Source organism: Klebsiella sp. 141203, assembly GCF_032601985.1.
Lineage (GTDB): Bacteria > Pseudomonadota > Gammaproteobacteria > Enterobacterales > Enterobacteriaceae > Klebsiella > Klebsiella aerogenes.
Genome location: NZ_JAQIRL010000004.1, coordinates 13,584 through 40,271, shown reverse-complemented (window position 1 = coordinate 40,271; position 26,688 = coordinate 13,584). Strand labels below are relative to the sequence as shown.

25 protein-coding genes are annotated in these 26,688 nt (G+C 52.2%); 1 reads left to right on the top strand and 24 read right to left on the bottom strand.

The window, feature by feature from the left end:
• Positions 1 to 40: 40 nt before the first annotated feature.
• From PGR29_RS16650 to asnC, 24 genes are all read right to left on the bottom strand, one after another.
• Complete coding sequence (locus PGR29_RS16650; protein ID WP_113374102.1) at positions 41 to 1,675, bottom strand: carbohydrate porin; 1,635 nt, start codon at positions 1,673 to 1,675, stop codon at positions 41 to 43.
• Positions 1,676 to 1,785: 110 nt separating this feature from the next.
• A complete protein-coding gene (locus PGR29_RS16645) occupies positions 1,786 to 1,986 on the bottom strand; it encodes a hypothetical protein (RefSeq protein ID WP_316424932.1) in 201 nt (66 codons plus the stop codon).
• Positions 1,987 to 2,152: 166 nt separating this feature from the next.
• Positions 2,153 to 2,878 carry a phosphate signaling complex protein PhoU gene (gene phoU / locus PGR29_RS16640; protein ID WP_004145007.1) on the bottom strand — a complete coding sequence of 242 codons (726 nt, stop codon included), beginning with the start codon at positions 2,876 to 2,878 and terminating at the stop codon, positions 2,153 to 2,155.
• A gap of 49 nt (positions 2,879 to 2,927) precedes the next feature.
• Complete coding sequence (pstB, locus tag PGR29_RS16635; RefSeq protein WP_015369015.1) at positions 2,928 to 3,701, bottom strand: phosphate ABC transporter ATP-binding protein PstB; 774 nt, start codon at positions 3,699 to 3,701, stop codon at positions 2,928 to 2,930.
• A gap of 46 nt (positions 3,702 to 3,747) precedes the next feature.
• Positions 3,748 to 4,638: a phosphate ABC transporter permease PstA gene (pstA, locus tag PGR29_RS16630; RefSeq protein WP_015369014.1), complete on the bottom strand. Its 891-nt coding sequence runs from the start codon at positions 4,636 to 4,638 to the stop codon at positions 3,748 to 3,750.
• Positions 4,638 to 5,597, bottom strand: a complete 960-nt coding sequence (gene pstC, locus PGR29_RS16625; RefSeq protein ID WP_015703914.1) for a phosphate ABC transporter permease PstC — start codon at positions 5,595 to 5,597, stop codon at positions 4,638 to 4,640. Before pstC ends, pstA begins: the two co-directional genes overlap by 1 nt.
• Before the next feature lie 125 nt (positions 5,598 to 5,722).
• Entirely contained in the window at positions 5,723 to 6,763 is a 1,041-nt protein-coding gene (gene pstS, locus PGR29_RS16620; protein WP_015369012.1) for a phosphate ABC transporter substrate-binding protein PstS, read from the bottom strand.
• A 305-nt stretch (positions 6,764 to 7,068) separates the two neighbouring features.
• Positions 7,069 to 8,826 (bottom strand): amidohydrolase, encoded by a 1,758-nt coding sequence (locus tag PGR29_RS16615; RefSeq protein WP_316424928.1) that lies wholly within the window; start codon positions 8,824 to 8,826, stop codon positions 7,069 to 7,071.
• Between the two features lie 52 nt (positions 8,827 to 8,878).
• On the bottom strand, positions 8,879 to 9,778 hold the full coding sequence (locus tag PGR29_RS16610) for an AraC family transcriptional regulator (RefSeq protein WP_087858863.1): 900 nt from the start codon (positions 9,776 to 9,778) through the stop codon (positions 8,879 to 8,881).
• 166 nt (positions 9,779 to 9,944) lie between these two features.
• Positions 9,945 to 11,774 carry a glutamine--fructose-6-phosphate transaminase (isomerizing) gene (glmS, locus tag PGR29_RS16605; RefSeq protein WP_087858862.1) on the bottom strand — a complete coding sequence of 610 codons (1,830 nt, stop codon included), beginning with the start codon at positions 11,772 to 11,774 and terminating at the stop codon, positions 9,945 to 9,947.
• 185 nt (positions 11,775 to 11,959) lie between these two features.
• On the bottom strand, positions 11,960 to 13,330 hold the full coding sequence (gene glmU / locus PGR29_RS16600) for a bifunctional UDP-N-acetylglucosamine diphosphorylase/glucosamine-1-phosphate N-acetyltransferase GlmU (protein ID WP_015369010.1): 1,371 nt from the start codon (positions 13,328 to 13,330) through the stop codon (positions 11,960 to 11,962).
• Positions 13,331 to 14,035: 705 nt separating this feature from the next.
• Complete coding sequence (locus PGR29_RS16595) at positions 14,036 to 14,455, bottom strand: F0F1 ATP synthase subunit epsilon (RefSeq protein WP_015703917.1); 420 nt, start codon at positions 14,453 to 14,455, stop codon at positions 14,036 to 14,038.
• 20 nt (positions 14,456 to 14,475) lie between these two features.
• On the bottom strand, positions 14,476 to 15,858 hold the full coding sequence (atpD, locus tag PGR29_RS16590) for a F0F1 ATP synthase subunit beta (RefSeq protein WP_015369008.1): 1,383 nt from the start codon (positions 15,856 to 15,858) through the stop codon (positions 14,476 to 14,478).
• A gap of 26 nt (positions 15,859 to 15,884) precedes the next feature.
• Positions 15,885 to 16,748, bottom strand: coding sequence for a F0F1 ATP synthase subunit gamma (gene atpG / locus PGR29_RS16585; RefSeq protein ID WP_015369007.1), 864 nt, complete (start codon positions 16,746 to 16,748; stop codon positions 15,885 to 15,887).
• A 50-nt stretch (positions 16,749 to 16,798) separates the two neighbouring features.
• Positions 16,799 to 18,340 (bottom strand): F0F1 ATP synthase subunit alpha, encoded by a 1,542-nt coding sequence (gene atpA, locus PGR29_RS16580; RefSeq protein ID WP_015369006.1) that lies wholly within the window; start codon positions 18,338 to 18,340, stop codon positions 16,799 to 16,801.
• Between the two features lie 12 nt (positions 18,341 to 18,352).
• Positions 18,353 to 18,886: a F0F1 ATP synthase subunit delta gene (gene atpH / locus PGR29_RS16575; protein ID WP_015369005.1), complete on the bottom strand. Its 534-nt coding sequence runs from the start codon at positions 18,884 to 18,886 to the stop codon at positions 18,353 to 18,355.
• Between the two features lie 14 nt (positions 18,887 to 18,900).
• A complete protein-coding gene (gene atpF / locus PGR29_RS16570; RefSeq protein ID WP_004107293.1) occupies positions 18,901 to 19,371 on the bottom strand; it encodes a F0F1 ATP synthase subunit B in 471 nt (156 codons plus the stop codon).
• 54 nt (positions 19,372 to 19,425) lie between these two features.
• Positions 19,426 to 19,665, bottom strand: a complete 240-nt coding sequence (gene atpE / locus PGR29_RS16565; protein ID WP_000429386.1) for a F0F1 ATP synthase subunit C — start codon at positions 19,663 to 19,665, stop codon at positions 19,426 to 19,428.
• Between the two features lie 48 nt (positions 19,666 to 19,713).
• Positions 19,714 to 20,529, bottom strand: a complete 816-nt coding sequence (gene atpB / locus PGR29_RS16560) for a F0F1 ATP synthase subunit A (protein ID WP_015369004.1) — start codon at positions 20,527 to 20,529, stop codon at positions 19,714 to 19,716.
• 8 nt (positions 20,530 to 20,537) lie between these two features.
• Positions 20,538 to 20,918, bottom strand: coding sequence for a F0F1 ATP synthase subunit I (atpI, locus tag PGR29_RS16555; RefSeq protein ID WP_015703918.1), 381 nt, complete (start codon positions 20,916 to 20,918; stop codon positions 20,538 to 20,540).
• Positions 20,919 to 21,534: 616 nt separating this feature from the next.
• Positions 21,535 to 22,158, bottom strand: a complete 624-nt coding sequence (rsmG, locus tag PGR29_RS16550; protein ID WP_087858861.1) for a 16S rRNA (guanine(527)-N(7))-methyltransferase RsmG — start codon at positions 22,156 to 22,158, stop codon at positions 21,535 to 21,537.
• A 112-nt stretch (positions 22,159 to 22,270) separates the two neighbouring features.
• Positions 22,271 to 24,160: a tRNA uridine-5-carboxymethylaminomethyl(34) synthesis enzyme MnmG gene (gene mnmG / locus PGR29_RS16545; RefSeq protein ID WP_015369000.1), complete on the bottom strand. Its 1,890-nt coding sequence runs from the start codon at positions 24,158 to 24,160 to the stop codon at positions 22,271 to 22,273.
• Positions 24,161 to 24,543: 383 nt separating this feature from the next.
• Positions 24,544 to 24,984 (bottom strand): FMN-binding protein MioC, encoded by a 441-nt coding sequence (mioC, locus tag PGR29_RS16540; protein WP_087858860.1) that lies wholly within the window; start codon positions 24,982 to 24,984, stop codon positions 24,544 to 24,546.
• A gap of 98 nt (positions 24,985 to 25,082) precedes the next feature.
• The gene (gene asnC, locus PGR29_RS16535; RefSeq protein WP_015368998.1) at positions 25,083 to 25,541 is read right to left on the bottom strand and encodes a transcriptional regulator AsnC; all 459 of its coding nucleotides are present in this window, start codon (positions 25,539 to 25,541) and stop codon (positions 25,083 to 25,085) included.
• A gap of 152 nt (positions 25,542 to 25,693) precedes the next feature.
• Between asnC and asnA the strand changes: the two genes are divergently transcribed.
• Positions 25,694 to 26,686, top strand: a complete 993-nt coding sequence (gene asnA, locus PGR29_RS16530; protein ID WP_047044566.1) for an aspartate--ammonia ligase — start codon at positions 25,694 to 25,696, stop codon at positions 26,684 to 26,686.
• Positions 26,687 to 26,688: the final 2 nt, after the last annotated feature.

Genomic DNA, 26,688 nt, shown 5'->3' with positions numbered 1-26,688 from the left:
TGATTCCTTTTTACGTTTTTATTAGCAGGCGCTTGCGGCCTTACCACCAAATTTCGGCCTGCGCGCCGAGGGCGAATTGGTCGTTCTTGCCATCTTCAAAAACCGCGGTGGTATTGTTAGCAGCCTTATCCAGATCGATATCTTCGGCTTTAATATAAGTCGCATAAAAACGGATTTCCGGGCGCGAGGTCAGCATACTGGTATTTACTTTGAAGGTATGGAATAAGGTGGTCTTATAACCGGATTCGTTATATTTCTTACCCGTTACATCTTTGTTCTGCTGTTTGAAGTATCCCAACTCAACGCCGGTCTGATTATATTTATTCCAGATATATGCCGGACGAACCACGGCGCGAATAGATTCAAAATCTGAATGGGCGCCGGTTTCATAGCTATAAACGTCATTACCAAATGAATAAACGATCGCATTAGCCATAATGACATCATCGCGCAGATAGGTTTCCCCCTGTGAGGTTAAGCGTACGGCGGTGCCGTTGGTATGATCGCCATAATAACGCCCATTATTGGTGGTATACGGGCTCGATCCGGCATAGCGCGAGAAGCTGCTGGCGATGGAGTTGTTCGCCAGTAATAATGAGAATTCGTTAAAGCCGCCGTTATCAAATTTCTGCGTTAACGAAGTTCCCACCATCCAGGTATCTTTCCATTGATAGTAACCTTCATTCCCCTCTTTATATTTCTCTGATGAACTCTGATTCGCAGCGACATAGCGCCCGCTCACCATCAGCGAGGCTTTATCCCACAGCGGAATATCTTTGTAACGTACATCCAGGGTATTGGTATTAATTTGCTGCTTATTGGTCAAAGAGCGGTCGTAGTCATCGATGTCTTCGCGCACCACCGCGATATCAAATTTACCGGCGCCCACCTTCCAGTTTTCAAGCCCTACGCCAGCTGCCGCATCGGTTCTTTGCGTTTTCCAGTCCAGCATCTGGATCTCGATTTTCGGCGCGCCGTGCTTACCGACCCAGAAATCCGCTTCCGGGGCAAACGGCAGAAAGCCTTTGGTGTTGACGTACATATCCGAGAACTGAAGGTAGTTTTCGCCGCCGGCATTGTCACCAAACCAGCCGGTAGAATATTGCTGACCCACGTTGCCATCGAGCATCACGATGGCGTCCACACGTTTATCGCCTTCCTGAAAAACGCGCTGTTTAAGCTGTAAATCAAACCAGCCGGAATACTCGTTACCCAAACGGCCAAGCGAGCCGATGGCCCACGATTTTGGCGAGCCGTGCGAGGCAGTTCCCCAGCCAGAACGGTAATAGCCGTTATAGCTAAAGCCAATTTCATCTTTCACGAATTTGCTAAAATCTTTCAGCGTCATGGCGCTATAGGCTGGCTCACCGCCCTGCTCGGATTGTTCATTTTTGACCAGCACCGCATCCGGCTTAGCGTCCGCTTTGGTCGCCGTGGGCGCTTCCGCGCTCCGGCTCTTCTGGCTATTTACCGGTTGCGACCAGGCGGCCCAGACCTGGTTCCTTTTTTTCTCCTGATCCTGATATTTCTTGAGTTCTTTTTGTGTGTCCTGAAGCGCTTTTTCCAGAAGCTCCAGCCGTTGTTCAACCGTAAGTTGCCCGGCAATAAGATTTGTTGAATAAGAAAGCGGCGCCAGCAAAACCATCGCCGAAGCGATCATATTTCTTCTAATCATAATAATCCCTTATATAAGCATTGGCGTAAATGAAACACGTAATTAATAAATGGCGTTATGTTTTTAATAAACTGCACTAATACCATTCCACGTAACTGCAGCTTTTATTTTCATGCCGAATAAGTAGCAAAAAAAAACCTGAAGGAGACCATCTGCATTAACAGATAATCCTCTTCAGGTTTTGCCCGCTCATTGCGGTAACAACCCGTATCAGCAAACCATTCAGCGTCTAAAACAAAAAAACCTGACATCGCCGCCTGGGGCAATATCAGGTTTTGCCTGCTGTCGCAGTAACAATCCATTTTAACCATCTGAGCTTCAGCGCTCAGTCAGTGAGAGGGATTGTTACGCGAGAAAATTTAAAACTCAAATAGTCAGAGTATTAATTGTGACGATAATCGCAGCAATATGTCTGCTATGCGCAAAATCATAGTTGATTCTGATAATTTCCTTTACCAGAATCAACCATCGTGATCTTTACTCTTTCGGATCTTTACCCGCGAGCAGCTTATCCAGTTCGTCGCCGCCTACGTGACGGAAATCCTGGCCTTTAACGAAGTAGAAAATATATTCGCAGATATTCTGGCAGCGATCGCCGATACGTTCGATGGAGCGCGCGCAGAACAGCGCGGTCAGGACGCTCGGAATGGTACGTGAATCTTCCATCATATAGGTCATCAGTTGACGCACGATGCCTTCATACTCCTGGTCGACTTTCTTGTCTTCGCGATAGATACGTACCGCTTCATCAAGATCCATCCGCGCAAAGGCATCCAGCACATCATGCAGCATCTGCACGGTATGGCGGCCCAGCGACTCCAGGCTCACCAGCAGCGGCTGGTGCTGCTGGGAAAACTTCTCCAGCGCGGTGCGGCAGATTTTATCCGCCACGTCGCCAATACGTTCCAGCTCGGCGATAGTCTTGATGATCGCCATTACCAGCCGCAGGTCGCTGGCGGTCGGCTGACGTTTAGCGATGATGCGCACGCAGGCCTCGTCGATCGCCACTTCCATCATATTGACCTGCTTGTCGCCGTCGATTACGCGCTTCGCCAGATCGCTGTCCTGATTGTGCATCGCGGTGATCGCATCAGAAAGCTGCTGCTCCACCAGCCCACCCATGGTCATCACCTGGGTGCGTATATACTCCAGTTCTGCGTTGAACTGGCCGGAAATATGTTTATTAAGATTTAAGTTATCCATGATGTCTCCTGATTGCCCATCGGGTTAGCACCTGAAAGCAGAAGGGCAATCAACCGTAGCGGCCAGTAATATAATCTTCAGTTTGTTTCTTCGCGGGCTTGGTAAACAGATCGTCCGTGTTGCTGAATTCAATCAGCTCGCCAAGATACATAAATGCCGTATGGTCGGAACAACGCGCAGCCTGCTGCATGTTGTGGGTAACGATAACGACGGTGTAATCCTGCTTCAGCTCGGTGATAAGCTCCTCGATGCGCCCGGTGGAGATGGGGTCCAGCGCTGAGCAAGGTTCATCGAGCAACAGCACTTCCGGGCGAATCGCGATACCGCGGGCAATACACAGACGCTGCTGCTGACCACCGGAGAGAGAATACCCGCTCTGGTGCAGTTTATCTTTGGTTTCATTCCATAATGCGGCTTTGGTCAACGCCCACTGCACGCGCTCGTCCATATCGGCGCGCGACAGCTTCTCAAACAGGCGCACGCCGAAGGCGATGTTGTCGTAGATGGACATCGGGAACGGCGTCGGCTTCTGGAATACCATCCCTACTTTCGCGCGCAGCAGCGCGATATCCTGGGTATTGGTGAGAATATTGTCGCCATCCAGCAGAATTTCGCCTTCCGCACGCTGCTCCGGGTACAGCTCAAACATCTTGTTGAACGTACGCAGCAGAGTGGATTTACCGCAGCCTGACGGGCCGATAAACGCCGTCACCTGGTTCTTAGCGATATCCAGGTTGATGTTCTTCAGGGCATGGAATTTGCCGTAGTAGAAGTTCAGGTCACGAACTGAAATTTTACCCGGATTCGCGTTCACCATACTCATCTCAATCTCTTCCTCATTCGGCGCCGCTTAGGCCGCGCCGCAAAAATTAACCGTGTTTCTTCTTCGCGAAGACAACGCGCGCCAGAATATTCAGCAGCAAGACGCACAGGGTGATAATCAATACCCCGGCCCATGCCAGTTGCTGCCATTCCGCGAACGGACTCATGGCAAATTTAAAAATGGTCACCGGCAGGTTGGCGATCGGCTGCATCATATCGGTGCTCCAGAACTGGTTGGAGAGCGCGGTGAACAGCAGCGGCGCCGTCTCCCCGGCGATACGGGCAATGGCCAGCAGGATACCGGTCATAATGCCGGATACCGACGCCTTAAGGGTGATCGCGGAAATCATCTTCCACTTCGGCGTCCCCAGCGCATAGGCTGCTTCACGTAGGCTATCCGGCACCAGCTTCAGCATGTTTTCAGTGGTACGAATCACGATAGGCACCTGCAGCAGCGCCAGCGCGATAACGCCCGCCCAGCCGGAGAAGTGCTGCATCTGCGCCACCACGATGGTGTAGACAAACAGACCCACGACGATAGACGGCGCGGAAAGCAGAATATCGTTGATAAAGCGGATGATTTCCGCCAGTACCGACTTACGGCCATATTCCGCCAGATAGATACCGGCCATGATACCCAGCGGCGTACCAAAGACGGTCGCCCACAGGATCAGCAGGCCGCTGCCCGCCAGGGCATTCGCCAGACCGCCGCCCGCGGTATTCGGCGGCGGCGTCATTTCGGTAAACAGCGCCAGACTCATACCGTCGATGCCACGCGTGATGGTCGACATCAGGATCCAGATAAGCCAGAAGAGACCAAACGCCATAGTCGCCATCGACAGGGTCAGGGCAATGCGGTTCTTCAGACGGCGTTTAGCCTGCATCTTGCGACGGGATTCCGCCAGCGCGGCGGTGGTTTGCAATTCGATCGTTGCCATTAGCGTGCCCCCTCGTTCTTAGCGAGACGCATAATCATGAACTTCGACGCGGCCAGAACGATAAAGGTGATAACGAACAGGATCAGGCCCAGTTCCATCAGCGCCGCTACGTGCAGGCCGCTTTCCGCTTCCGCGAATTCATTGGCCAGCGCCGAGGTAATACTGTTGCCCGGCATATACAACGAAGCGCTGTCTAGCTGATAGGTGTTACCGATGATAAAGGTGACGGCCATGGTTTCACCCAGCGCGCGCCCCAGGCCGAGCATGACGCCGCCGATCACCCCGTTTTTGGTGAACGGCAGCACGATGCGCCAAATCACCTCCCACGTGGTGCAGCCAATCCCATATGCGGACTCTTTCATCATCACCGGAGTCTGCTCGAAGACATCGCGCATTACGGCGGCGATATAAGGAATGATCATGATGGCCAGAATGACGCCGGCCGCCAGGATGCCAATACCGAATGCCGGGCCGGCAAACAGCGCGCCGACAAAGGGGATCGTCGAAAGGACGTTGCCGACGGGTTCCTGGAAGTAAGTCGCAAACAGCGGGGCGAAAATAAACAGGCCCCACATGCCGTATACGATACTCGGGATCGCCGCCAGCAGCTCAATAGCAATACCCAGCGGGCGTTTTAGCCAGGCTGGGGAGAGTTCAGTCAGGAACAGCGCGATGCCGAAGCTCACCGGAACGGCGATCAACAACGCGATAATTGAGGTAACCAGGGTCCCGTAAATCGGTACCAGCGCACCGAAGATCTCATTCGGCGCATCCCACTCTTTGGTCCACAAAAAGGAAAAGCCAAATTTCTGAATACTTGGCCATGAAGAGATGATGAGGGAGACGATGATGCCACCCAGCATCAATAGCACAATCAGCGCAGCCAGTTTTACCAGTGCGCTGAAGATCATGTCACCCTTTTTCCCCGGAGGGTTGAATGCCGGCTTGGTTGCAGCCATAGGTTACTCTTTAAGTTCGGGCCCAAAAACCCAGCATTTTACTGAGCTTACGGGCAAAGGTAATGCTATACCCGAAATAATTCGAGCTGCAGGAAGCTCGCCGGCAGCTCGACATTCCGCGGGTATTAGTACAGCGCTTTACCGCTGCTGTCTTTCACGTTGGTTTTCCATGCGGCGCGTACCTGCTCAACCACGCTATCCGGCAGGCTGGCGTAATCCAGCGCATTCGCTTCTTTGCCGCCGTTTTTGTATGCCCAGTCGAAGAACTTCAGCACTTCCGCGGTATTCTCCGGCTTATTGGAAGCCTTGTGGACGAGGATGAAAGTGGTTGAGGTGATCGGCCATGCATTTTCACCTTTCTGGTTAGTCAGGTCCTGAGCGAAGGACTTGCTCCAGTCGATACCTTTCGCCGCATTAGCGAAGTTATCTTCCGTCGGGCTGACCGGCTTGCCGTCAGCGGACAGCAGTTTGGTGTAGGCCAGGTTATTCTGCTTAGCGTAAGCATACTCGACGTAGCCGATAGCGCCCGGCAGACGCTGAACGAAGGCCGCGATACCGTCGTTGCCTTTACCGCCCAGGCCGGTTGGCCAGTTTACGGTAGAACCTGCGCCAATTTTAGATTTCCACTCTTCGTTCACTTTCGCCAGATAGCTGGTGAAGACGAAAGAAGTACCGGAACCATCCGCGCGGCGAACCACGGCGATGTTCTGAGCCGGCAGCTTCAGGCCAGGGTTGAGTTTAGCGATCGCTTCGTCATCCCATTTTTTGATTTTACCCAGATAGATGTCGCCAAGGGTTTTACCATCGAGCACCAGCTCGCCGGATTTAACGCCCGGCAGGTTAACCGCCAGCACCACGCCGCCGATAACGGTCGGGAACTGGAACAGGCCTTCCTGCGCCAGTTTGTCATCAGCCAGAGGAGCATCAGAAGCACCAAAATCCACGGTGTTGGCAATAATCTGTTTAACGCCGCCAGAGGAACCGATCCCCTGGTAGTTAACTTTATTGCCCGTTTCTTTCTGATAGGTATCAGCCCATTTGGCATACACCGGAGCAGGGAAAGTTGCACCTGCGCCAGTCAGGCTTGCTGCTGCGAAAGCAGAGAAAGCGCTCATCGATAAGGTCGCGGCGACAACTGTTGCGACGGTGGTACGCATAACGTTCATAATGTCTCCTGCTGGGATTCGTAAACCGTTGTTTCGAAGCTATGGTGAGCAAAATAGGACAAACAGGTGACAGTAAAATGTACGAATTATGACAGTTTTATGACACGCAAAAATGCGTTCGACGAAAGGAAATTAAAATCAATATTTTCAATGAATTGGATTTAATTGTGACATCAGGTTTACGGCAAGATTTTACCTGTATGACAATGAAAATAAGGTTCGAAAATGACAGTCTGTCATAAAGCAGGGAAGCGGATTTTACTTCATCTCTTAAAAGGCTGCCGGGAGGCAGCCCTGAAATGACGTCACTCCGCTTGATAAACCTGACGGCCCTCAAACATCGTCCAGACGACCTTCGCGTCACGCAACTCCTCAATACTCACTTTTTCAAGATTGCGATCGAAAAGTGCAAAATCGGCGCTTTTGCCTACGGCCAGCGAACCTATTTCATCTCCCCGGCCAATCACCTTCGCCGCATTCAAAGTATAGGCCTGAAGCATCGCCTCCCGACTAATTTTCTCACTATCCGGCGGTAGCTCGCCCAACTCCCCCCTGCGCGTGACGGCCGTGTAAATAGCCAATAGCGGGTTCGCGCTGGACACCGGTAAATCACTGGCGCCGGCAATCAATGCATGGTGACGGTACAGATCGCCTGCCGGATAAAGATGAGTTAACAGAGGTGCAGGTACCTTGCCCTCCAGTAAGGTTGTCGTGGCGCCATCACCATCCTTACCGGCCCATAATAGCTGCATCGAGGCCGCAACATTAAGCTGCTGAAAACGAGGGTAGCTCTGCGGGCTGACCACTTCCAGATGGGTGATGCTATGTAGCGTCTCGCTATTACCGTTGGCTTTTCGGGCACAAGCTACGGCATCCAGCGATTCTTCAACAGCGCGATCGCCGATCGCATGAAAATGCGCGATCAGATGCTCGGCATCCGTACGGGTAATCAGCTGACAGAACCTGGTTTTATTTAACGATTCGCTGCCGCGATAGCCTGGACGATTCAAATAAGGCAGGCTCAGTTTCGCCGTTTGTGAAGGGTATTCAATGACACCGTCCTGAAAGATCTTAATCCCCGCCAGCCTGAAATCAGGGCTTTGAGAGAATTTATCGCGCAGCGCTAACACATCGTCAATAATTGAAGGCCCGGCATTAATATTCACCAACGCCAGGCCGCTAACATGGGCGGTTAGCCTATCGGCCTTAGCCAACGCCGAGTATGCTGGAAGCAAGCCTACATCGTTGCGATTAGGGCTGGCGTCAAACATCGGTGACAATGGGCGAATATTGCTTAGCGGATCCATCCAGGCAGTAATGCCGAACTGGTTCATGGCATCCGCTCCCGCAATAATGGCGCGGGATAATGTCTCGTCATCAACGGCAGGGATGGCATTCATCACGAAATCCCACGCGCCTTCAGTGACAAAACCGCTGATTTTACCGTCAGCTGTCAATCCCGTTCCCGCTTTAAAAGCGCTATCCGCATGTCGGAATTTTTCCGTTGTTAAACCCGCTTTACGTAGCATTGCCTGATTAGCCCAGCCGGTATGGGCGTCAGCGCCACCCAACACCACCGGCGTATTTTTATATTCCGGCGCATTGAATACGCTATCTAGCAGACTAATTCGATCCCAGTAATCCAACGGCACATTACTGTAGTACTGCACACCATGCAGATCGCGCTGCGGATTATCTTTATTTTTAGCGACGAAAGCACGCACTGCTGCGGCATCCTGCAAGCCGCCGGGGAATTCCAGCGTTAGCGTCTGAAAACCAGCATTAGCGACGTGGGCATGGGTATCAACCAATCCAGGCATCAGATACCGACCTTTTAGATCGATTTGCCGGGCATGCTCACCAACTAGTTTAAGGACGTCCTGGTATTTACCAACGGCAACGATTTTTTCCCCTTCAATACCAATAGCTTCAGGATGCGGATTTGACGCATCAGCGCTATAAATGTCCCCACCATATATAATTATTTTATTATCTTGCTGAGAATAAACTGAAAAAGGAGACATCGCCAGTGCACACACCAGATAAAGCATTGAGCGTTTCATTAATAACTCCGTTGCGTTTGCCAATAAAGACCAAATCAATAGTTATAAAATGTTATTCAGCTGGTGTGTTTTTCAAAGGAATACCAATATCGAAAACATAATAATCGCGAGAGACATCCGTTTCTGGATAATATTTTTCATAGCACGGGCTATCGCCTTTTAAATAACCCTGAGTATTAACCCAAGCAAATGCGATATCCCAGGCGGTATCCAAATCTTCCCCATAAACAGCAAACTTACAAATGGCATACCGCCCACTCGCTCGCGTCTGTACGGCAATTTCTCGCCCGGTTTTTACACTGCCAGCGAGTTCTACGCACACATCGGTGCGGCAACGTAACTCCGGTGTAACTTCTGGCGAATCCCAATAGAGGCAAATCATTCCTCCGGGCTGCAATGGCGTATCAGGAAACAGTGCTAACAGGTCTGCGTGCGTTTGTTGGCACGTCTCTTTCCCATACAGGCCGAATCGCCGCATATATGCCAGGCGCACTGCCGGTAAATATTCCACGCCAGCCGCGATAAAACCAGCATCATTCCATGTGCTCAACATCGCGTCGGATTGAGAATAGTCGCTTTCTACAATACTGACGTTTCCAGGTTTGCTTTTCTCTTGTCTCGCAAAACGACGACGAAACTCACCGGGGGTGAGTGAAAAATGCTGACGAAAAGCTTTAGCAAAATTTTGCGAACTGGAAAATCCGATCTGCAAAGCAAGACCGGTGATATCGCCATATGGAGATTCAATCAAATGCATGGCCGCCTTTTCCATTCGCAGACGGCGAGTAAAAGCAGCCACCGTTTCCCCAACCTGAGCTTTAAAGATTCGGTGAAAATGAAAACTTGATACCGCTACTTCACTCGCTATTTCATCCAGCGTTGGATTAACACAAAGATGATCGTTGATATAGTCTATTGCTTTAAAAACTTTCTTTCTGTAATCCTGCGGCATCGCTAATTATCTTTACATGTGAACCATCTTTATAATTTACGAAGAGAAATTCAATTCTGGAAAAAATAAATAAACATAGTGTGAGCTGGATATAAAAAATCCGATAGTGTTTCATTAACACTACCGGATTTACAGATTTCACTGCCTGATTCAGTCGTATAGACCGTTACTCTACGGTCACCGATTTCGCCAGGTTACGCGGCTGGTCAACGTCGGTGCCTTTGATCAGCGCAACATGATAAGCCAGTAGCTGCAGCGGCACGGTAAAGAAGATCGGCGCAATCACCTCTTCGACATGCGGCATCTCGATGATGTGCATGTTGTCGCTGCCGCTGAAACCGGCGTCTCCATCGGCGAAGACGTACAGTTCACCGCCGCGGGCGCGAACTTCTTCAATATTGGATTTCAGTTTTTCCAACAATTCGTTGTTCGGCGCCACAACGATGACCGGCATTTCGGCATCAATCAGCGCCAGCGGACCGTGTTTCAGCTCGCCCGCCGCATAAGCTTCAGCATGAATGTAGGAGATCTCTTTCAGCTTCAGCGCCCCTTCCAGCGCGATCGGGTACTGATCGCCGCGGCCAAGGAACAGCGCGTGCTGCTTATCGGAGAAACGTTCCGCCAGCTGTTCGATGCGCTTATCCTGCGACAGCATCTGCTCGATACGGTTCGGCAGCGCCTGCAGGCCATGCACGATATCCTGCTCGATAGCCGCATCCTGGCCCTTGAGACGCGCCAGTTTCGCCACCAGCATCAACAGCACGGTCAGCTGAGTGGTAAAGGCCTTGGTCGATGCCACGCCGATTTCGGTACCGGCTTTGGTCATCAACGCCAGGTCGGACTCGCGCACCAGCGAGGAGCCCGGAACGTTGCAGATAGCCAACGAACCCAGATAGCCAAGCTCTTTAGAGAGGCGCAGCGCCGCCAGGGTATCCGCCGTCTCACCGGACTGGGAGAGGGTGATCATCAGGCTGTTACGGCGCACCGCGGATTTGCGGTAGCGGAATTCCGAAGCAATTTCGACATCGCACGGCACACCGGCTAACGCTTCGAACCAGTAACGGGAGACCATCCCGGAGTTATACGAGGTTCCGCAGGCAACAATCTGGATATGCTCAACCTGCGACAGCAGCGCGTTGGCATTCGGCCCCAGCTCGCTGAGATCGACCTCGCCATGGCTGATGCGCCCGGTCAGGGTGTTCTTAATCGCGTTCGGCTGCTCGTAAATCTCTTTCTGCATATAGTGGCGATAAATCCCCTTATCACCGGCGTCATACTGCAGATTAGATTCGATCTCCTGGCGATTCACTTCCGCGCCGGATTTATCGAAAATCACCACCGTACGACGGGTAACTTCGGCAATATCGCCCTCTTCGAGGAAGATAAAGCGGCGGGTCACCGGCAGCAGCGCCAGTTGGTCAGAAGCGATAAAGTTTTCGCCCATGCCCAGGCCAATGACCAGCGGGCTGCCTGAACGTGCCGCTAGCAGCGTCCCCGGATCGCGGGTATCCATGATCACCGTACCATAGGCGCCGCGCAGCTGCGGGATTGCGCGCAGCACGGCTTCACGCAAAGTGCCGCCCTGTTCCAGCTCCCAGTGCACCAGATGCGCGATAACTTCGGTATCGGTCTCAGAGACGAAGACATAGCCGCGGGACTGCAGCAGGACGCGCAGCGGCTCATGGTTCTCGATGATCCCGTTATGGACCACCGCAATGTGTTCAGAAACATGCGGATGCGCATTGCTCTCAGACGGCTCGCCGTGCGTCGCCCAGCGGGTATGGGCAATCCCGGTACCGCCGTGTAACGGTTGCTCTTCTACCGCCTGCGCCAGCATCTGAACTTTACCGAGACGACGAACGCGGGTCATATGACCTTCGTTATCGACCACAGCCAGACCGGCAGAGTCATAGCCACGGTATTCCAGACGACGTAAACCTTCGAGAAGGATTTCAGCAATATCACGCTGCGCGACTGCGCCAACAATTCCACACATAGTTAAATTTCCTGATAATGGCGATATGCCATGCGTTGTCGCTGACCTGTATTTGCCCTTTACGGGCGCCCCGAGCCTTGTAGAGAGTGGGGTTATTTTTATGGTACTGCTTGCGGACGGGGACCTATATTGATCCTCTCATCCTGGTTCGCCGGGCGATCTCTCACCCGGCGACAATCTAATCACTACTTTTTCTTCACCGGACGCTGCCAGCCCTGTTTGTGGACCTGCGGCACGCGACTTAACACCAGTTCGTTGTCAGCAATATTACGCGTGACGGTGGTGCCCGCGGCAATCGTCACGCCATTACCAACGCTGACCGGCGCGACCAGTTGCGTATCAGAACCGACAAACACATCATCGCCGATGATCGTTTTATGCTTATTTGCGCCATCATAGTTACAGGTGATAGTACCCGCGCCGATATTAACGTTGTCGCCAATTTCAGCATCGCCGAGGTAGGAGAGATGACCTGCCTTCGAACCTTTGCCCAGACGCGCTTTCTTCATTTCGACAAAGTTGCCGACGTGAGCGCCTTCCAGCAGCTCAGCCCCCGGACGCAGACGCGCAAACGGGCCGATGGTGCAGGCGGCCTGCAACTGCGCATCTTCAACCACGCTATACGGGCTGATTTCGCAGTCATCACCGATGACGCTGTCTTTGATGACGCAGCCGGCGCCGATCTTCACGCGATCGCCCAGCACGACATGACCTTGCAGAATAACGTTAGTATCAATTTCGACATCGCGCCCGTGTTTCAGCACGCCGCGTAGATCGAAACGCGCCGGGTCGCGCAGCATCACGCCCGCCAGCAGCAGCTTTTCCGCCTGCTCTGACTGATATACTCGTTCCAGACGCGCGAGTTGCAGGCGGTTGTTCACCCCTTCAACTTCGCTCAGACGCTGAGGATGCACCGCAACGATCTCATGACCTTCCTGATGGGCCATCGCGATAATATCGGTGATGTAGTATTCGCCCTGGGCGTTATTGTTAGTGAGCTTCGCCAACCAGCGTTTCAGGTCCGCGCCGTTAGCAACCAGAATCCCGGTATTGATCTCCTGAATCTGGCGCTGTGCTTCGCTGGCGTCTTTATGCTCAACGATGCCTGTTACCTGGCCATTTTCACGCGTGATGCGCCCATAACCGGTTGGATCATCCAGCTTCACCGTTAACAGGCCAATACCGCCCTGCGGTTTTGCGGCGCGCAGGCGCTGTAACGTTTCAACCGAAATCAGCGGCACATCGCCATAGAGCATCAAGATATCTTCATCATCATTGAAGAACGGCGCCGCCTGCTGCATCGCATGGCCGGTACCGAGCTGCTCTGCTTGCAGCACCCAGTTGAGGTTATCTTCATGCAGCGTTTGACGCAGCAGATCGCCGCCGTGGCCGTACACCAGGTGTACCGCGGCAGCGCCTAAATCTTTAGCCGCATCAATGACGTGCTGAACCATTGGCTTCCCGGCCAGAGTATGCAGCACCTTAGGAAGATCGGAATACATGCGGGTCCCTTTGCCTGCGGCAAGGATAACCACGCTCATCGCACTGTTTGACATACGCATCCTGACAGCTGTTAGAACGAAAAGTAAAAGCCTTTCACGTTGAAATTGCTACATATTTTTCATCATGAAACGAGACGCGGAGAAAACGTCCAGGCTCAATGCTATACACCATTTTAGGGCGCTATTTTTCACCATCGCAAATCAGTTTAACGCTGAAAAACGATGATAGTGAGGAGAATGGCCTTCTATCTCACTGCTTTTGCTGTTTTTTTGTTACCTGAATAAAGCAGTGTTTACCGTTGTCGCTGATAAACCGTAAGTTTATAACCTGACAGAATTTTAGCCTGTCCCGGGCGGGAAAGGTCAATGAGTTTGGGCTGGAAAGTGGTTAAAGAGAGGCATAAAAAGCAAAGAGGCCACCCTCGGGTGACCTCTTTTCCGTTGTTTCACATCGCATGTGTTGTCGTTTTGATGAGCGATAGTGCGTGAAAGCAGGACGGTAGCGCGGCGATCAGAAGCTCAGGGCGCTAAATTTGGCGATGATTTTGTGGAACAGTTTCATGATGATTTCCAGATTGCAGGTGCGGTTTGACAGTGTTTTTTTTGTGATTTGCATCACAAAAATCAGTCTACGCTTCATCATTTAACTAATCAATAACAATTAAGGGGGAGTGTGTTTTGTCCGACGTCACCGCTGTCGTATTAAGCATAAAAAAAGCCAGTCTGTTTCCAGACTGGCTTTTAGCTTTCAAGCCGGTGTTACATCGCTTTTTTGGTCAATTCGATAACGCGCAGTTTAGCGATCGCTTTGGCCAGTTCCGCGGACGCCTGAGCGTAATCCACGTCGCCGTGAGAGCTCTTGATGTGCTCTTCCGCTTTACGTTTCGCTTCCAGGGCTCGCGCTTCGTCGAGATCCTGACCACGAATTGCCGTATCGGCCAGAACGATCACGTTGCCCGGTTGCACTTCAAGAATGCCGCCGGACAGATAGATAAACTCTTCGTGACCGAACTGTTTAACGATGCGAATCATACCAGGCTTAATGGCGGTGAGCAGCGGCGCGTGACCCGGGAAAATACCCAGCTCACCTTCGCTACCCGTTACCTGGATTTTCTCGACCAGGCCAGAGAACATCTGTTTCTCTGCGCTGACGACATCCAGGTGGTAAGTCATTGCCATATCACCCTCCGATTAAGGCGTTAAAGTTTTTTGGCTTTTTCCACGGCTTCTTCGATGGAACCGACCATGTAGAACGCCTGCTCCGGCAGGTGATCGTATTCGCCTTCCATGATGCCTTTAAAGCCACGGATGGTGTCTTTCAGCGAAACGTATTTGCCCGGGGAACCGGTAAATACTTCTGCTACGAAGAACGGCTGGGACAGGAAGCGCTGGATCTTACGAGCGCGAGCTACCACCAGTTTATCTTCTTCAGACAGTTCATCCATACCCAGGATGGCGATGATGTCTTTCAGTTCCTGATAACGCTGCAGCAGGGACTGTACGCCACGCGCGGTGTCGTAGTGTTCCTGACCAACAACCAGCGGATCCAGCTGACGGCTGGTGGAATCCAGCGGGTCAACGGCCGGGTAGATACCCAGAGACGCGATCTGACGGCTCAGTACCACGGTTGCGTCAAGGTGCGCAAAGGTGGTTGCTGGGGACGGGTCAGTCAAGTCATCCGCAGGAACGTATACCGCCTGAACGGAGGTGATAGAACCGGTTTTGGTGGAGGTGATACGTTCCTGCAGAACGCCCATCTCTTCCGCCAGAGTCGGCTGATAACCTACCGCTGAAGGCATACGGCCCAGCAGTGCAGATACTTCGGTACCGGCCAGGGTGTAACGATAGATGTTATCGACGAACAGCAGAACGTCACGACCTTCGTCACGGAATTTCTCAGCCATGGTCAGGCCGGTCAGCGCAACGCGCAGACGGTTTCCCGGCGGCTCGTTCATCTGGCCGTAAACCAGGGATACTTTATCCAGAACGTTGGAGTCGGTCATTTCGTGGTAGAAGTCGTTACCCTCACGAGTACGCTCACCTACGCCCGCAAACACGGAGTAACCGGAGTGCTCGATCGCGATGTTACGGATCAGCTCCATCATGTTTACGGTTTTACCTACACCCGCACCACCGAACAGACCAACTTTACCGCCCTTAGCGAACGGACACATCAGGTCGATAACTTTGATACCGGTTTCCAGCAGTTCCTGAGAGCTGGACAGCTCTTCATAGGAAGGCGCCGCGCGGTGGATAGCCCAACGTTCTTCTTCGCCGATGTCGCCTTTCATGTCGATCGGCTGACCCAGGACGTTCATGATACGGCCCAGAGTCGCTTTACCTACCGGGACTTCGATCGGGTGCTCGAGGTCTTTAACTTCCAGACCACGACGCAGACCGTCGGAAGAACCCATGGCGATAGCACGAACTACGCCACCGCCGAGCTGCTGCTGAACTTCCAGCACCAGGCTCTCATTACCATTCTGTACCTCAAGGGCATCGTACACGCGTGGTACGGCATCCTGAGGGAACTCGACGTCGACCACGGCGCCGATTACCTGGACAATCTTTCCAGTAGCCATCTTAAATCCTCTACGAAATAACCTGGTTAAACCGCGGCGGCCCCCGAGACGATCTCGGTGAGTTCCTGAGTAATGCTGGCCTGACGAGCTTTGTTGTATACCAACTGCAGCTCTTTAATCAGGCTGCCGCCATTATCGGTCGCGGCTTTCATCGCCACCATACGGGCGGCCTGCTCGCTGGCCAGGTTTTCTACCACGCCCTGATAAACCTGAGATTCCACATAACGACGCAGGAGGGTATCCAGCAGCGCTTTCGGATCGGGCTCATACAGGTAATCCCAGGACTTACGTTTCAGATCATCATCTTCTGAAGCCGGTAACGGCAGCAGTTGAGTGATGGTCGGAGCCTGAGACATGGTGTTAATAAATTTGTTGCTGACAACGTAAAGCTTGTCCAGACGGCCTTCATCGTAGGCCTGCAACATCACTTTTACCGGGCCGATCAGTTCGGACAGGGACGGGTTATCACCCATACCGGTCACCTGGGCCACAATATTGCCGCCCACGGAGTTAAAGAAAGACACGCCTTTAGAGCCGATCATTGCGAGGTCGCACTGAACGCCTTTATCGGACCATGCTTTCATATCCGCCAGCAGTTTTTTGAACAGGTTAATGTTCAAGCCACCGCACAGACCACGGTCGGTCGACACCACCAGGTAGCCCACGCGTTTAACGTCGCGTTCTTCCAGGTACGGGTGCTTATATTCCAGATTACCGTTCGCAAGGTGACCAATCACTTTGCGCATAGTATCTGCATATGGACGGCTGGCCGCCATGCGATCCTGCGTTTTACGCATTTTGGAGGCGGCGACCATCTCCATCGCTTTGGTGATCTTTTGCGTGTTCTGGACGCTTGCGATCTTACTACGTATCTCTTTTGCGCCGGCCATGAGCTTCTCCTCAATGCCTTGCGGCCTGCCCTAAGGCAAGCCGCCAGACTTTACCAGGACTGGGTTGCTTTGAAGGAGTCGAGGATGCCTTTCAGCTTGCCTTCGATCTCGTCGTTATAGCCACCGGTCTGGTTAATCTCTTGCATCAGCGGAGCGTGGTCACGGTCAACGTAAGCCAGCAGAGCGGCTTCGAAACTACCGATTTTCGCCAGTTCCACATCTTCGAGGTAACCGCGTTCAGCAGCGAACAGTACCAGGCCCTGCTGTGCTACAGACATAGGTGCATACTGTTTCTGTTTCAGCAGTTCGGTCACTTTCTGACCGTGGCTCAGCTGCTTACGAGTCGCTTCGTCCAGATCGGATGCGAACTGAGAGAACGCAGCCAGTTCACGATACTGCGCCAGCGCGGTACGGATACCACCGGACAGTTTCTTGATGATCTTGGTCTGAGCAGCACCACCAACACGGGATACGGAGATACCCGGGTTTACCGCCGGACGAATACCGGAGTTGAACAGGTTGGTTTCCAGGAAGATCTGACCATCGGTAATGGAAATTACGTTGGTCGGAACGAATGCGGAAACGTCACCAGCTTGCGTCTCGATAATCGGCAGCGCAGTCAGGGAGCCGGTTTTACCTTTAACTTCACCATTGGTGAACTTCTCAACGTATTCCGCGTTAACGCGGGATGCGCGCTCCAGCAGACGGGAGTGGAGGTAGAACACGTCGCCCGGGAATGCTTCACGTCCTGGCGGACGACGGAGCAGCAGGGAAACCTGACGGTAAGCAACAGCCTGTTTAGACAGGTCATCGTAAACGATCAGCGCATCTTCACCGCGGTCGCGGAAGTATTCGCCCATTGCGCAACCGGCATACGGCGCCAGGTATTGCAGTGCAGCAGATTCAGAAGCGGTAGCCACAACAACGATAGTGTTGGACAGCGCGCCGTGCTCTTCCAGTTTACGCACCACGTTAGAGATGGTGGACGCTTTCTGGCCGATAGCTACGTATACGCATTTGATGCCGGAATCACGCTGGTTGATGATCGCATCGATTGCCATCGCGGTTTTACCGGTCTGACGGTCACCGATGATCAGCTCACGCTGGCCACGGCCGATTGGAATCATGGCATCAACAGATTTGTAACCGGTCTGTACCGGCTGGTCTACGGATTGACGATCGATAACGCCCGGAGCGATAACTTCGATTGGCGAGAAACCATCGTGCTCAACAGGACCTTTACCGTCAATTGGCGCACCCAGGGTGTTCACCACGCGGCCTAACAGACCACGACCGACCGGAACTTCCAGAATACGGCCAGTACACTTAACCTTCATGCCTTCGGCGAGGTCAGCATACGGACCCATCACAACCGCACCAACGGAGTCGCGCTCCAGGTTCAGTGCGATAGCGTAACGGTTACCCGGCAGGGAGATCATTTCACCCTGCATACAATCGGCCAGGCCGTGGATGCGGATAACACCGTCACTTACAGAAACAATAGTACCTTCGTTGTGAGCTTCACTCACAACATTGAACTGAGCAATGCGCTGCTTGATCAGTTCGCTGATTTCGGTGGAATTCAGTTGCATGCTCCAGTCCCCTTAAGACTGCAAGACGTCTGCCAGGCGATCAAGACGGCCGCGTACGCTACCATCAATGACCATATCACCCGAACGGATGATAACTCCTGCCATAACAGACTTATCGATTTTGCAATTCAGCTTAACTTTGCGTGACAGACGCTTTTCCATCGCGCCGGAGATCTTCGCAAGCTGTTCTTCACTCAGTTGGTTGGCAGAAATAACATCTACCTCTGCGATGGCCTCGCTGGCCGCACGCAGGTGAATGAACTGCTCAAGAACATCCGGGAGCACCTTCAAACGACCATTTTCAGCCATCACCCGAATCAGGTTCTGACCATTTTCGTCGAGTTGCTCGCCGCAGATAGCGATAAACGCATCTGAGAGCGTTTCCGGCGCCAGGGCACCGGAGAGAAGCTCTGCCATTTGTTCGTTTTTAGTCACTTCAGCGGCAAACGCCAGCATATCCTGCCAGCGCTCAACACTTTTGTGTTCGACGGCAAAGTCAAAAGCTGCTTTGGCGTAGGGGCGAGCTACCGTTACAAATTCAGACATCAGCCCCTCCCTCCTTACAGTTCAGCGACAAGTTTATCCACGATGTCGCTGTTAGCAGCTTCATCCACGGAACGTTCGATGATCTTCTCGGCGCCAGCAACAGCCAGGATAGCAACCTGCTTACGCAGTTCTTCGCGAGCACGTTTACGTTCGGCATCGATTTCAGCCTGCGCCTGTGCGACGATTTTGGTGCGTTCCTGTTCTGCTTCAGCTTTAGCTTCGTCCAGAATCTGAGAGCGACGCTTGTTCGCTTGCTCGATGATTACCTGGGCTTCCGCTTTCGCTTTTTTCAGCTGGTCGGTCGCGTTGGCCTGTGCAAGGTCCAAATCTTTCTTAGCGCGTTCTGCAGAAGCTAAACCGTCAGAAATTTCTTTCTGGCGCTTTTCGATGGCAGCCATTAACGGCGGCCATACGTACTTCATGCAGAACCATACGAAGATAACAAACGCGATGGCCTGGCCGAGGATTGTTGCGTTCATGTTCACAGCACAATACCTCTTAAATTAACTCTGTGGCTTAGGTTTCTTTCGAACAACTTACTACGCGACAGCAAACATCACGTACAGACCCAGACCTACAGCGATCATCGGGATAGCATCCACCAGACCCATAACGATAAAGAACTGAGTACGCAGCAGAGGAATCAGATCCGGTTGACGCGCTGCGCCTTCCAGGAATTTACCCCCGAGGATGCCGATACCGATCGCAGCACCGATTGCCGCCAGACCCATCATCACAGCGGCAGCCATGTACAGCAGATCCATATTCAGGTTTTCCATGACAGTCTCCAGTTTGTTTCAGTTAAAACGTAGTAGTGTTGGTAAAAATCAATGCTCTTCGGATGCCATCGACAGATAGACAATCGTCAGAACCATGAAGATGAAGGCTTGCAGCGTAATAATCAGGATGTGGAAAATGGCCCAAGGCACATTCAGAATCCACTGTGACCACCACGGCAACAGACCAGCAATCAGAATGAAAATCAGCTCACCGGCATACATGTTGCCGAACAGTCGCAGACCGAGAGAAACCGGTTTGGACAGCAGGCTTACCCCTTCAAGGATTAAGTTGACAGGAATGAACGCCCAGTGATTGAACGGCTGCATGGTCAGTTCTTTAACGAACCCACCAACGCCTTTCATTTTGATGCTGTAGAAAATAATCAGGATGAACACGCCAAGCGCCATCGACAGGGTGATGTTCACGTCAGCAGACGGAACCACGCGCAGTGCAGGCAGGCCGAAAATGTGTTCGCCGATATAAGGAATCAGGTCGATTGGCAGCAGGTCCATCAGGTTCATCAGGAATACCCAGACGAACACGGTAAGCGCCAGCGGCGCGATGACCTTGCTCTTGCCATGGTACATGTCTTTGACGCTGCCATGGACGAAGCCGATGATCATTTCGATGAAGGTTTGGAATTTCCCTGGTACGCCGCTGGTCGCTCTCTTAGCAACGCTACGGAACATGGCAAGGAACAGCAGACCGAGAACCACCGAGAAAAACATGGAGTCAATATTGAGCGTCCAGAAGGTGGCTGGGGGGTTGTGCGGATCCACCAGCGAGAATGTACGTAGGTCCAACTGAAGGTTGTTCAGATGGTGTCCTATGTAATCCTGCGGCGTCATATTTTCTGAAGCCATGATGCCTTTTACCCTTTGTTGTTAATTACAGCTGGAGCCAGAATTTGTACCACCAGCACCAAAACCCACGTCACTATCAGCGGCAAAAATACCACTTCAAAAACCGCCAGCGCCATCGCCAGTAGGGCGAAGGTCAGCAACACCTTGAATGCTTCACCGAAGGCGAAGGTCCAGGCCACTCGGCCTTGTGCTGGTGTATGCGCCTGATGGCGCCAGGCAAAAATCATAAACAACGCGTTTGGCAAAACGACTGCCAAACCTCCGCATATGGCGGAGATGCCCCAGAAGGGGTCTTTGAGGCTGAACAGCAGTCCACTTGCTATTACTGCCAGTAACTGAATAAACAGAAGCTTTCGAGCAACGTTTCGACTCACGAGCGACATAGACATCACGTTTTTACTCCTGCTCCCTTCGAGGTATGCCGCGTGTCGTATAAAACGTTCTTTAAGACCAAGAGTCAAGCGTCAAAAAGCGGACAAATTATACGGTGACAACACGTGATTTCAAACATTAAGTAGCAAAATAGTGAATAAATGTTTAATTATTTTCTGAGCGGCAATTTTTCATGCATTTCGTCAATCAGTGAGGGATCAACCAGAAGTGCAAATAATGAGAAAAGGCGGCCATTAAAGCGTGCATTAGATCACATAATAAACATTTTCGGCGCAATCGAATTAAATCTGTACAGAATCAGTAAGTTTTCATCTTTTTGATATTCAAGATAAAAAGTGAGGTCTTTTTGTAAAACAACCCCACATACAATAAAAACCTTTTATTGACATTTATAATAAAAATTTAACATCAATATGAACTGACAGTTCATCGATTTTTAGCACCCTGATATTTTCAAAGTTGACTATTCTGCCAGTAAACCACCACGCTAAAGTTAAACGCTAGAAAAGCCATAGTAAAAACAAGGTTAAAAGTGGCCAGATAATACCCGCAGGTAACTTTGATTTTTGTAACATGCGCAGGCCACATTTTTTCCACATTTTTTGATAAAAATTATAAGGCGTTTGGCTTAATGACCACCAAATGTCTCTCCCCTTCCAGCTGGGGTACATGGAGTTTAATCACGTCGCAAACCTGATAACCTTCTGGCAGGTCTGCCATTTCACTTTCCTGCGCCTGCCCTTTCAACGCGTAGAAATGCCCATCAGCCGCCGGCAGGTGGTGGCACCAGCTCACCATGTCGTTCAGCGAGGCAAAAGCGCGGCTAATGACGCCATCAAACGGCGGCTCTGCGGGAAACGCTTCCACACGGCTCTGCACAGGCGCGATGTTATCGAGTTTTAGCTCATGCTGGACCTGGCGCAGGAAGCGCACACGCTTGCCGAGACTATCCAGTAATGTGAAATGAGATTCCGGGCGCACGATAGCCAGCGGAATCCCCGGCAGGCCAGGACCTGTTCCCACATCGATAAAACGTGAGCCCTGTAGATACGGCGCAACGATAATGCTATCGAGGATATGGCGAACCAGCATCTCGTTAGGATCGCGAACAGAGGTCAGGTTATAGGCTTTGTTCCACTTATCCAGCAGCCCGACATAAGCCACCAGCTGATTTTTCTGGTGATCGGTGAGCGAAATACCCGCTTCGTCCAGCAGACGAGAAAGTTTGTTGAGCACGGTGAGTACCTTCTAAAAATAATGAGCCCGGAGGCGCTAACGCTACCGGGCTGTGAATTATAAAGGCGATCGCTGATTTTGCATCCGCCAAATTTGCGCGCTCTGACGGCTATCAGGCGCTGCGGCGCAGCATCCCCTGCTTTTTCAGCCACACCAGCAAAATAGAGATTGCCGCCGGAGTAATTCCGGAAATACGCGATGCCTGGCCGATCGATGACGGTTTATGGTCGTTCAGCTTGGCAATAACCTCGTTGGACAGGCCGGATACCTGACGGTAATCGAGCGTTGCCGGCAGCAAAGTATTCTCGTTGCGCTGCTGTTTTTCGATCTCGTCCTGCTGACGAGCGATATAGCCTTCGTACTTAACCTGAATCTCAACCTGCTCGGCCGCCTGTTGATCCTGCAGGCCCGGTGCGAACGGAGAAAGCTGTACCAGCTGTTCGTAGGTCATTTCTGGACGACGCAGCAGATCTTCGCCGCTGGCTTCACGCGATAGCGGCGCGGTCAGGTGAGCGTTCACTTCGGCTGCGCTTTCCGCCAGCGGGTTAACCCAGCTGGTTTTCAGGCGTTGGCGTTCACGCTCAATGCTTTCCAGTTTCTCGTTGAAACGCGCCCAGCGCTCATCATCCACCAGCCCCAGCTCACGCCCCTGTTCAGTCAGGCGCAGATCGGCGTTGTCTTCACGCAGCATCAGGCGATATTCCGCACGGGAGGTAAACATGCGGTACGGTTCTTTAGTACCAAGTGTGCACAGATCGTCCACCAGCACGCCAAGGTAGGCCTGATCGCGACGCGGCGCCCAGCCTTCTTTTTCCGCTGAGAAGCGGGCGGCATTAAGACCGGCAAGCAGACCCTGCGCGGCGGCTTCTTCATACCCGGTAGTACCATTGATCTGGCCGGCGAAGAACAGACCCTGAATGTATTTGCTCTCCAGCGTCGGCTTCAGGTCGCGCGGGTCAAAGAAATCGTACTCAATGGCGTAGCCAGGACGAACGATCTTCGCGTTTTCCATTCCCTGCATTGAACGGACGATTTGCATTTGCACATCAAACGGCAGGCTGGTGGAGATACCGTTTGGATAAATTTCGTTTGAAGTCAGCCCTTCCGGTTCAAGGAAGATCTGATGTTGATTGCGATCGGCAAAGCGCATGACTTTGTCTTCGATCGACGGGCAGTAACGCGGGCCGATACCTTCAATCACCCCGGCGTACATTGGGCTGCGATCGAGGTTACTACGGATCACGTCATGGGTTTTCTCATTGGTATGCGTGATATAGCACGGTACCTGACGCGGGTGTTGATCCGCGGATCCCATAAACGAGAAGACCGGCATCGGGTTATCGCCGTGCTGTTGCGCCAGCACGCTAAAATCGATGGTGCGCGCGTCGATACGCGGGGGAGTACCGGTTTTCAGGCGGCTTACGCGCAGCGGCAGTTCACGCAGACGGCGAGACAGCGGGATCGACGGCGGATCGCCGGCACGACCGCCGCTGTAGTTGTCCAGGCCGATGTGAATTTTACCGTCCAGGAAGGTGCCGACGGTCAATACCACCGACTTAGCACGGAACTTGAGACCCATTTGGGTTACCGCACCAACGACGCGATCGTTTTCGACAATCAGATCTTCCACCGCCTGTTGGAAGATCATCAGGTTCGGCTGGTTCTCCAGCGCGGTGCGTACCGCCTGGCGATACAACACCCGGTCGGCCTGGGCGCGGGTCGCACGGACTGCTGGGCCTTTGCTGCCGTTTAGTATCCTAAACTGAATGCCTGCCTGATCGATCGCTTTCGCCATCAGACCACCGAGCGCATCCACTTCTTTTACCAGGTGTCCCTTCCCAATGCCGCCAATCGCCGGGTTGCAGCTCATCTGCCCCAGCGTGTCGATATTGTGTGTCAAAAGCAGGGTTTGTTGGCCCATTCGCGCTGCTGCCATCGCGGCCTCAGTGCCTGCATGACCCCCGCCAATGATGATGACGTCAAAAGGATCCTGATAAAACATGGTGATCTGCCTCGCATAACGCGGTTTGAAAATGGATTGAAGCCCGGGCCGTGGATTCTACTCAACTTTGCTCTTTCGAGAAAGACTCCGGGATCCTGAGTATTAAAAAGAAGATCTTTTATTTAGAGATCTGTTCTATTGTGATCTCTTATTAGGATCGACTCTCTTTGTGGATAAGTCGGATCCACGATTTAAGATCAAACGCTTAAGAAGGATCACAATCTGTGAATGATCGGTGATCCTGTTCCGTATAAGCTGGGATCAGAATGAAGGGTTATACACAGCTCAAAAAGCATACTTCGGTTATTCTTTGGATAACTACCGGTTGATCCAAGCTTTTGAGCAGGTTTATCCACAGAAGAAAGTGTGGATCTTTACAAAACTCAGAGTAAATCTTTCCAGGATCCCACCCAAACCTCGGCCGGATCTTCAGGAATCTCGTGTTCGAGGACATTAATTTTCAGCGTTTCGCCGATCTGTTTTGCCCCGCTGGCTTTCAATGCCGCTTCTAATTTGTCGATTGCGCCGCAAAAAGTGTCATATTCGCGGCTACCGATGCCCACCGCGCCAAAGCGAACGGCGGACAGATCGGCCTGCTTCTCCAGCAATGCTTCATAGAAGGGGACCAGGTTGTCCGGAATATCGCCGGCGCCGTGGGTAGAAGAGATAACTAACCAGATCCCTTCAGCCTGCAGATCGTCAATCAGCGGACCGTGCTGGATATCAGTGCTGTAGCCCGCTTCTTCCAGCTTTTCCGCCAGATGTTCTGCTACATATTCCGCACTGCCCAGGGTGCTGCCGCTGATAAGTGTAATGTCTGCCATGATCGCCGATCGCTCGCTCAACTATTCTGAGTGGCGTATTGTACGCTGTGAGCGAGCTGGGATCTACCTGTGGAAAAATGTGGGATTAAAAAAAGCGATCAGGGCTTGATGGTACGCATGATCGGGTTCTGCAGCACGATCAGGGTTTCAGTGGACTGAATTTCATCGATTGTTTGGATCTTGTTGATAAGTACCTGTTGTAGGGCATCGATGGATTTGCACATTACCTTAATAAAGATGCTGTAGTGGCCGGTGGTGTAGTAAGCCTCTGTCACCTCTTCCAGGCTCTCCAGCCGGGCGAGAGCGGAAGGATAGTCTTTGGCGCTCTTAAGAATAATGCCGATGAAACAGCCGACGTCATACCCGAGCTGTTTCGGGCTGACGTCGATTCTTGCCCCCGTAATAATGCCCGCCTGTTTCATTTTCTCTACGCGTACGTGAATCGTACCTGGGCTAACGCCGAATTGTTTGGCCAGTTCGGCGTAGGCAGTGCGCGCATTCGCCATTAAGGCATCAAGAATGCCGCGGTCCAGATTGTCGATCTGATAATTTTCCATTGTTTTTTCTTGTGATGTTTGATGATTCTTACTATTTTAGCCTGTTAATTTAATGAATCAAAACTCAAGGCGTCTTTTTATTGATTGATTATTGAATTCAGTGCCATTTCTGTTGCTTAATCAATATCAACAGGACGCAGGAGTGATAAAAAATGAAAACCGCATACATCGCAAAACAACGCCAGATTAGTTTCGTTAAATCCCATTTTTCCCGTCAGCTGGAAGAGAAGCTTGGCCTGATTGAAGTGCAGGCGCCGATCTTAAGCCGCGTCGGTGATGGGACGCAGGACAACTTATCCGGCTGCGAGAAAGCGGTTCAGGTAAAAGTGAAAACACTGCCAGACGCCCAATTCGAAGTGGTTCATTCACTGGCGAAGTGGAAGCGTCAAACCCTGGGACAACACGACTTCAGCGCGGGCGAAGGGCTGTACACGCACATGAAGGCCCTTCGCCCCGATGAAGACCGCCTCACCCCAATTCACTCCGTTTATGTTGACCAGTGGGACTGGGAACGCGTCATGGGCGACGGCGAACGTCATACCGGCACGCTGAAAGCGACGGTTGAGGCGATCTACGCCGGGATCAAAGCCACCGAGCTGGCGGTAAGTCAGGAATTTGGTCTGACGCCATTCCTGCCGGAACAGATCCACTTTATTCACAGTCAGGAACTGTTGAGCCGTTATCCGGATCTGGACGCCAAAGGTCGCGAGCGAGCGATCGCTAAAGAGCTTGGCGCCGTCTTCTTAATCGGTATCGGCGGTAAACTGTCTGACGGCAAGCGCCACGATGTTCGCGCGCCGGATTATGATGACTGGAGCTCGCCATCAGCGGAAGGTTTTGCCGGGCTGAACGGCGATATCCTGGTGTGGAACCCGGTGCTGGAAGACGCTTTTGAGCTTTCCTCTATGGGGATCCGTGTTGACGCCGAGGCGCTGAAGCGCCAGTTGGCGGTGACCGGCGATGAAGACCGTCTGCAACTTGAATGGCACCAGGCGCTGCTGCGCGGCGAAATGCCGCAGACCATTGGCGGCGGTATTGGCCAGTCGCGTTTAACCATGCTGTTGCTACAGCTTGACCATATCGGCCAGGTACAGTGCGGCGTATGGCCCGCGCAGGTGCGTGAAAGCGTCGCCGCTCTGCTGTAAAG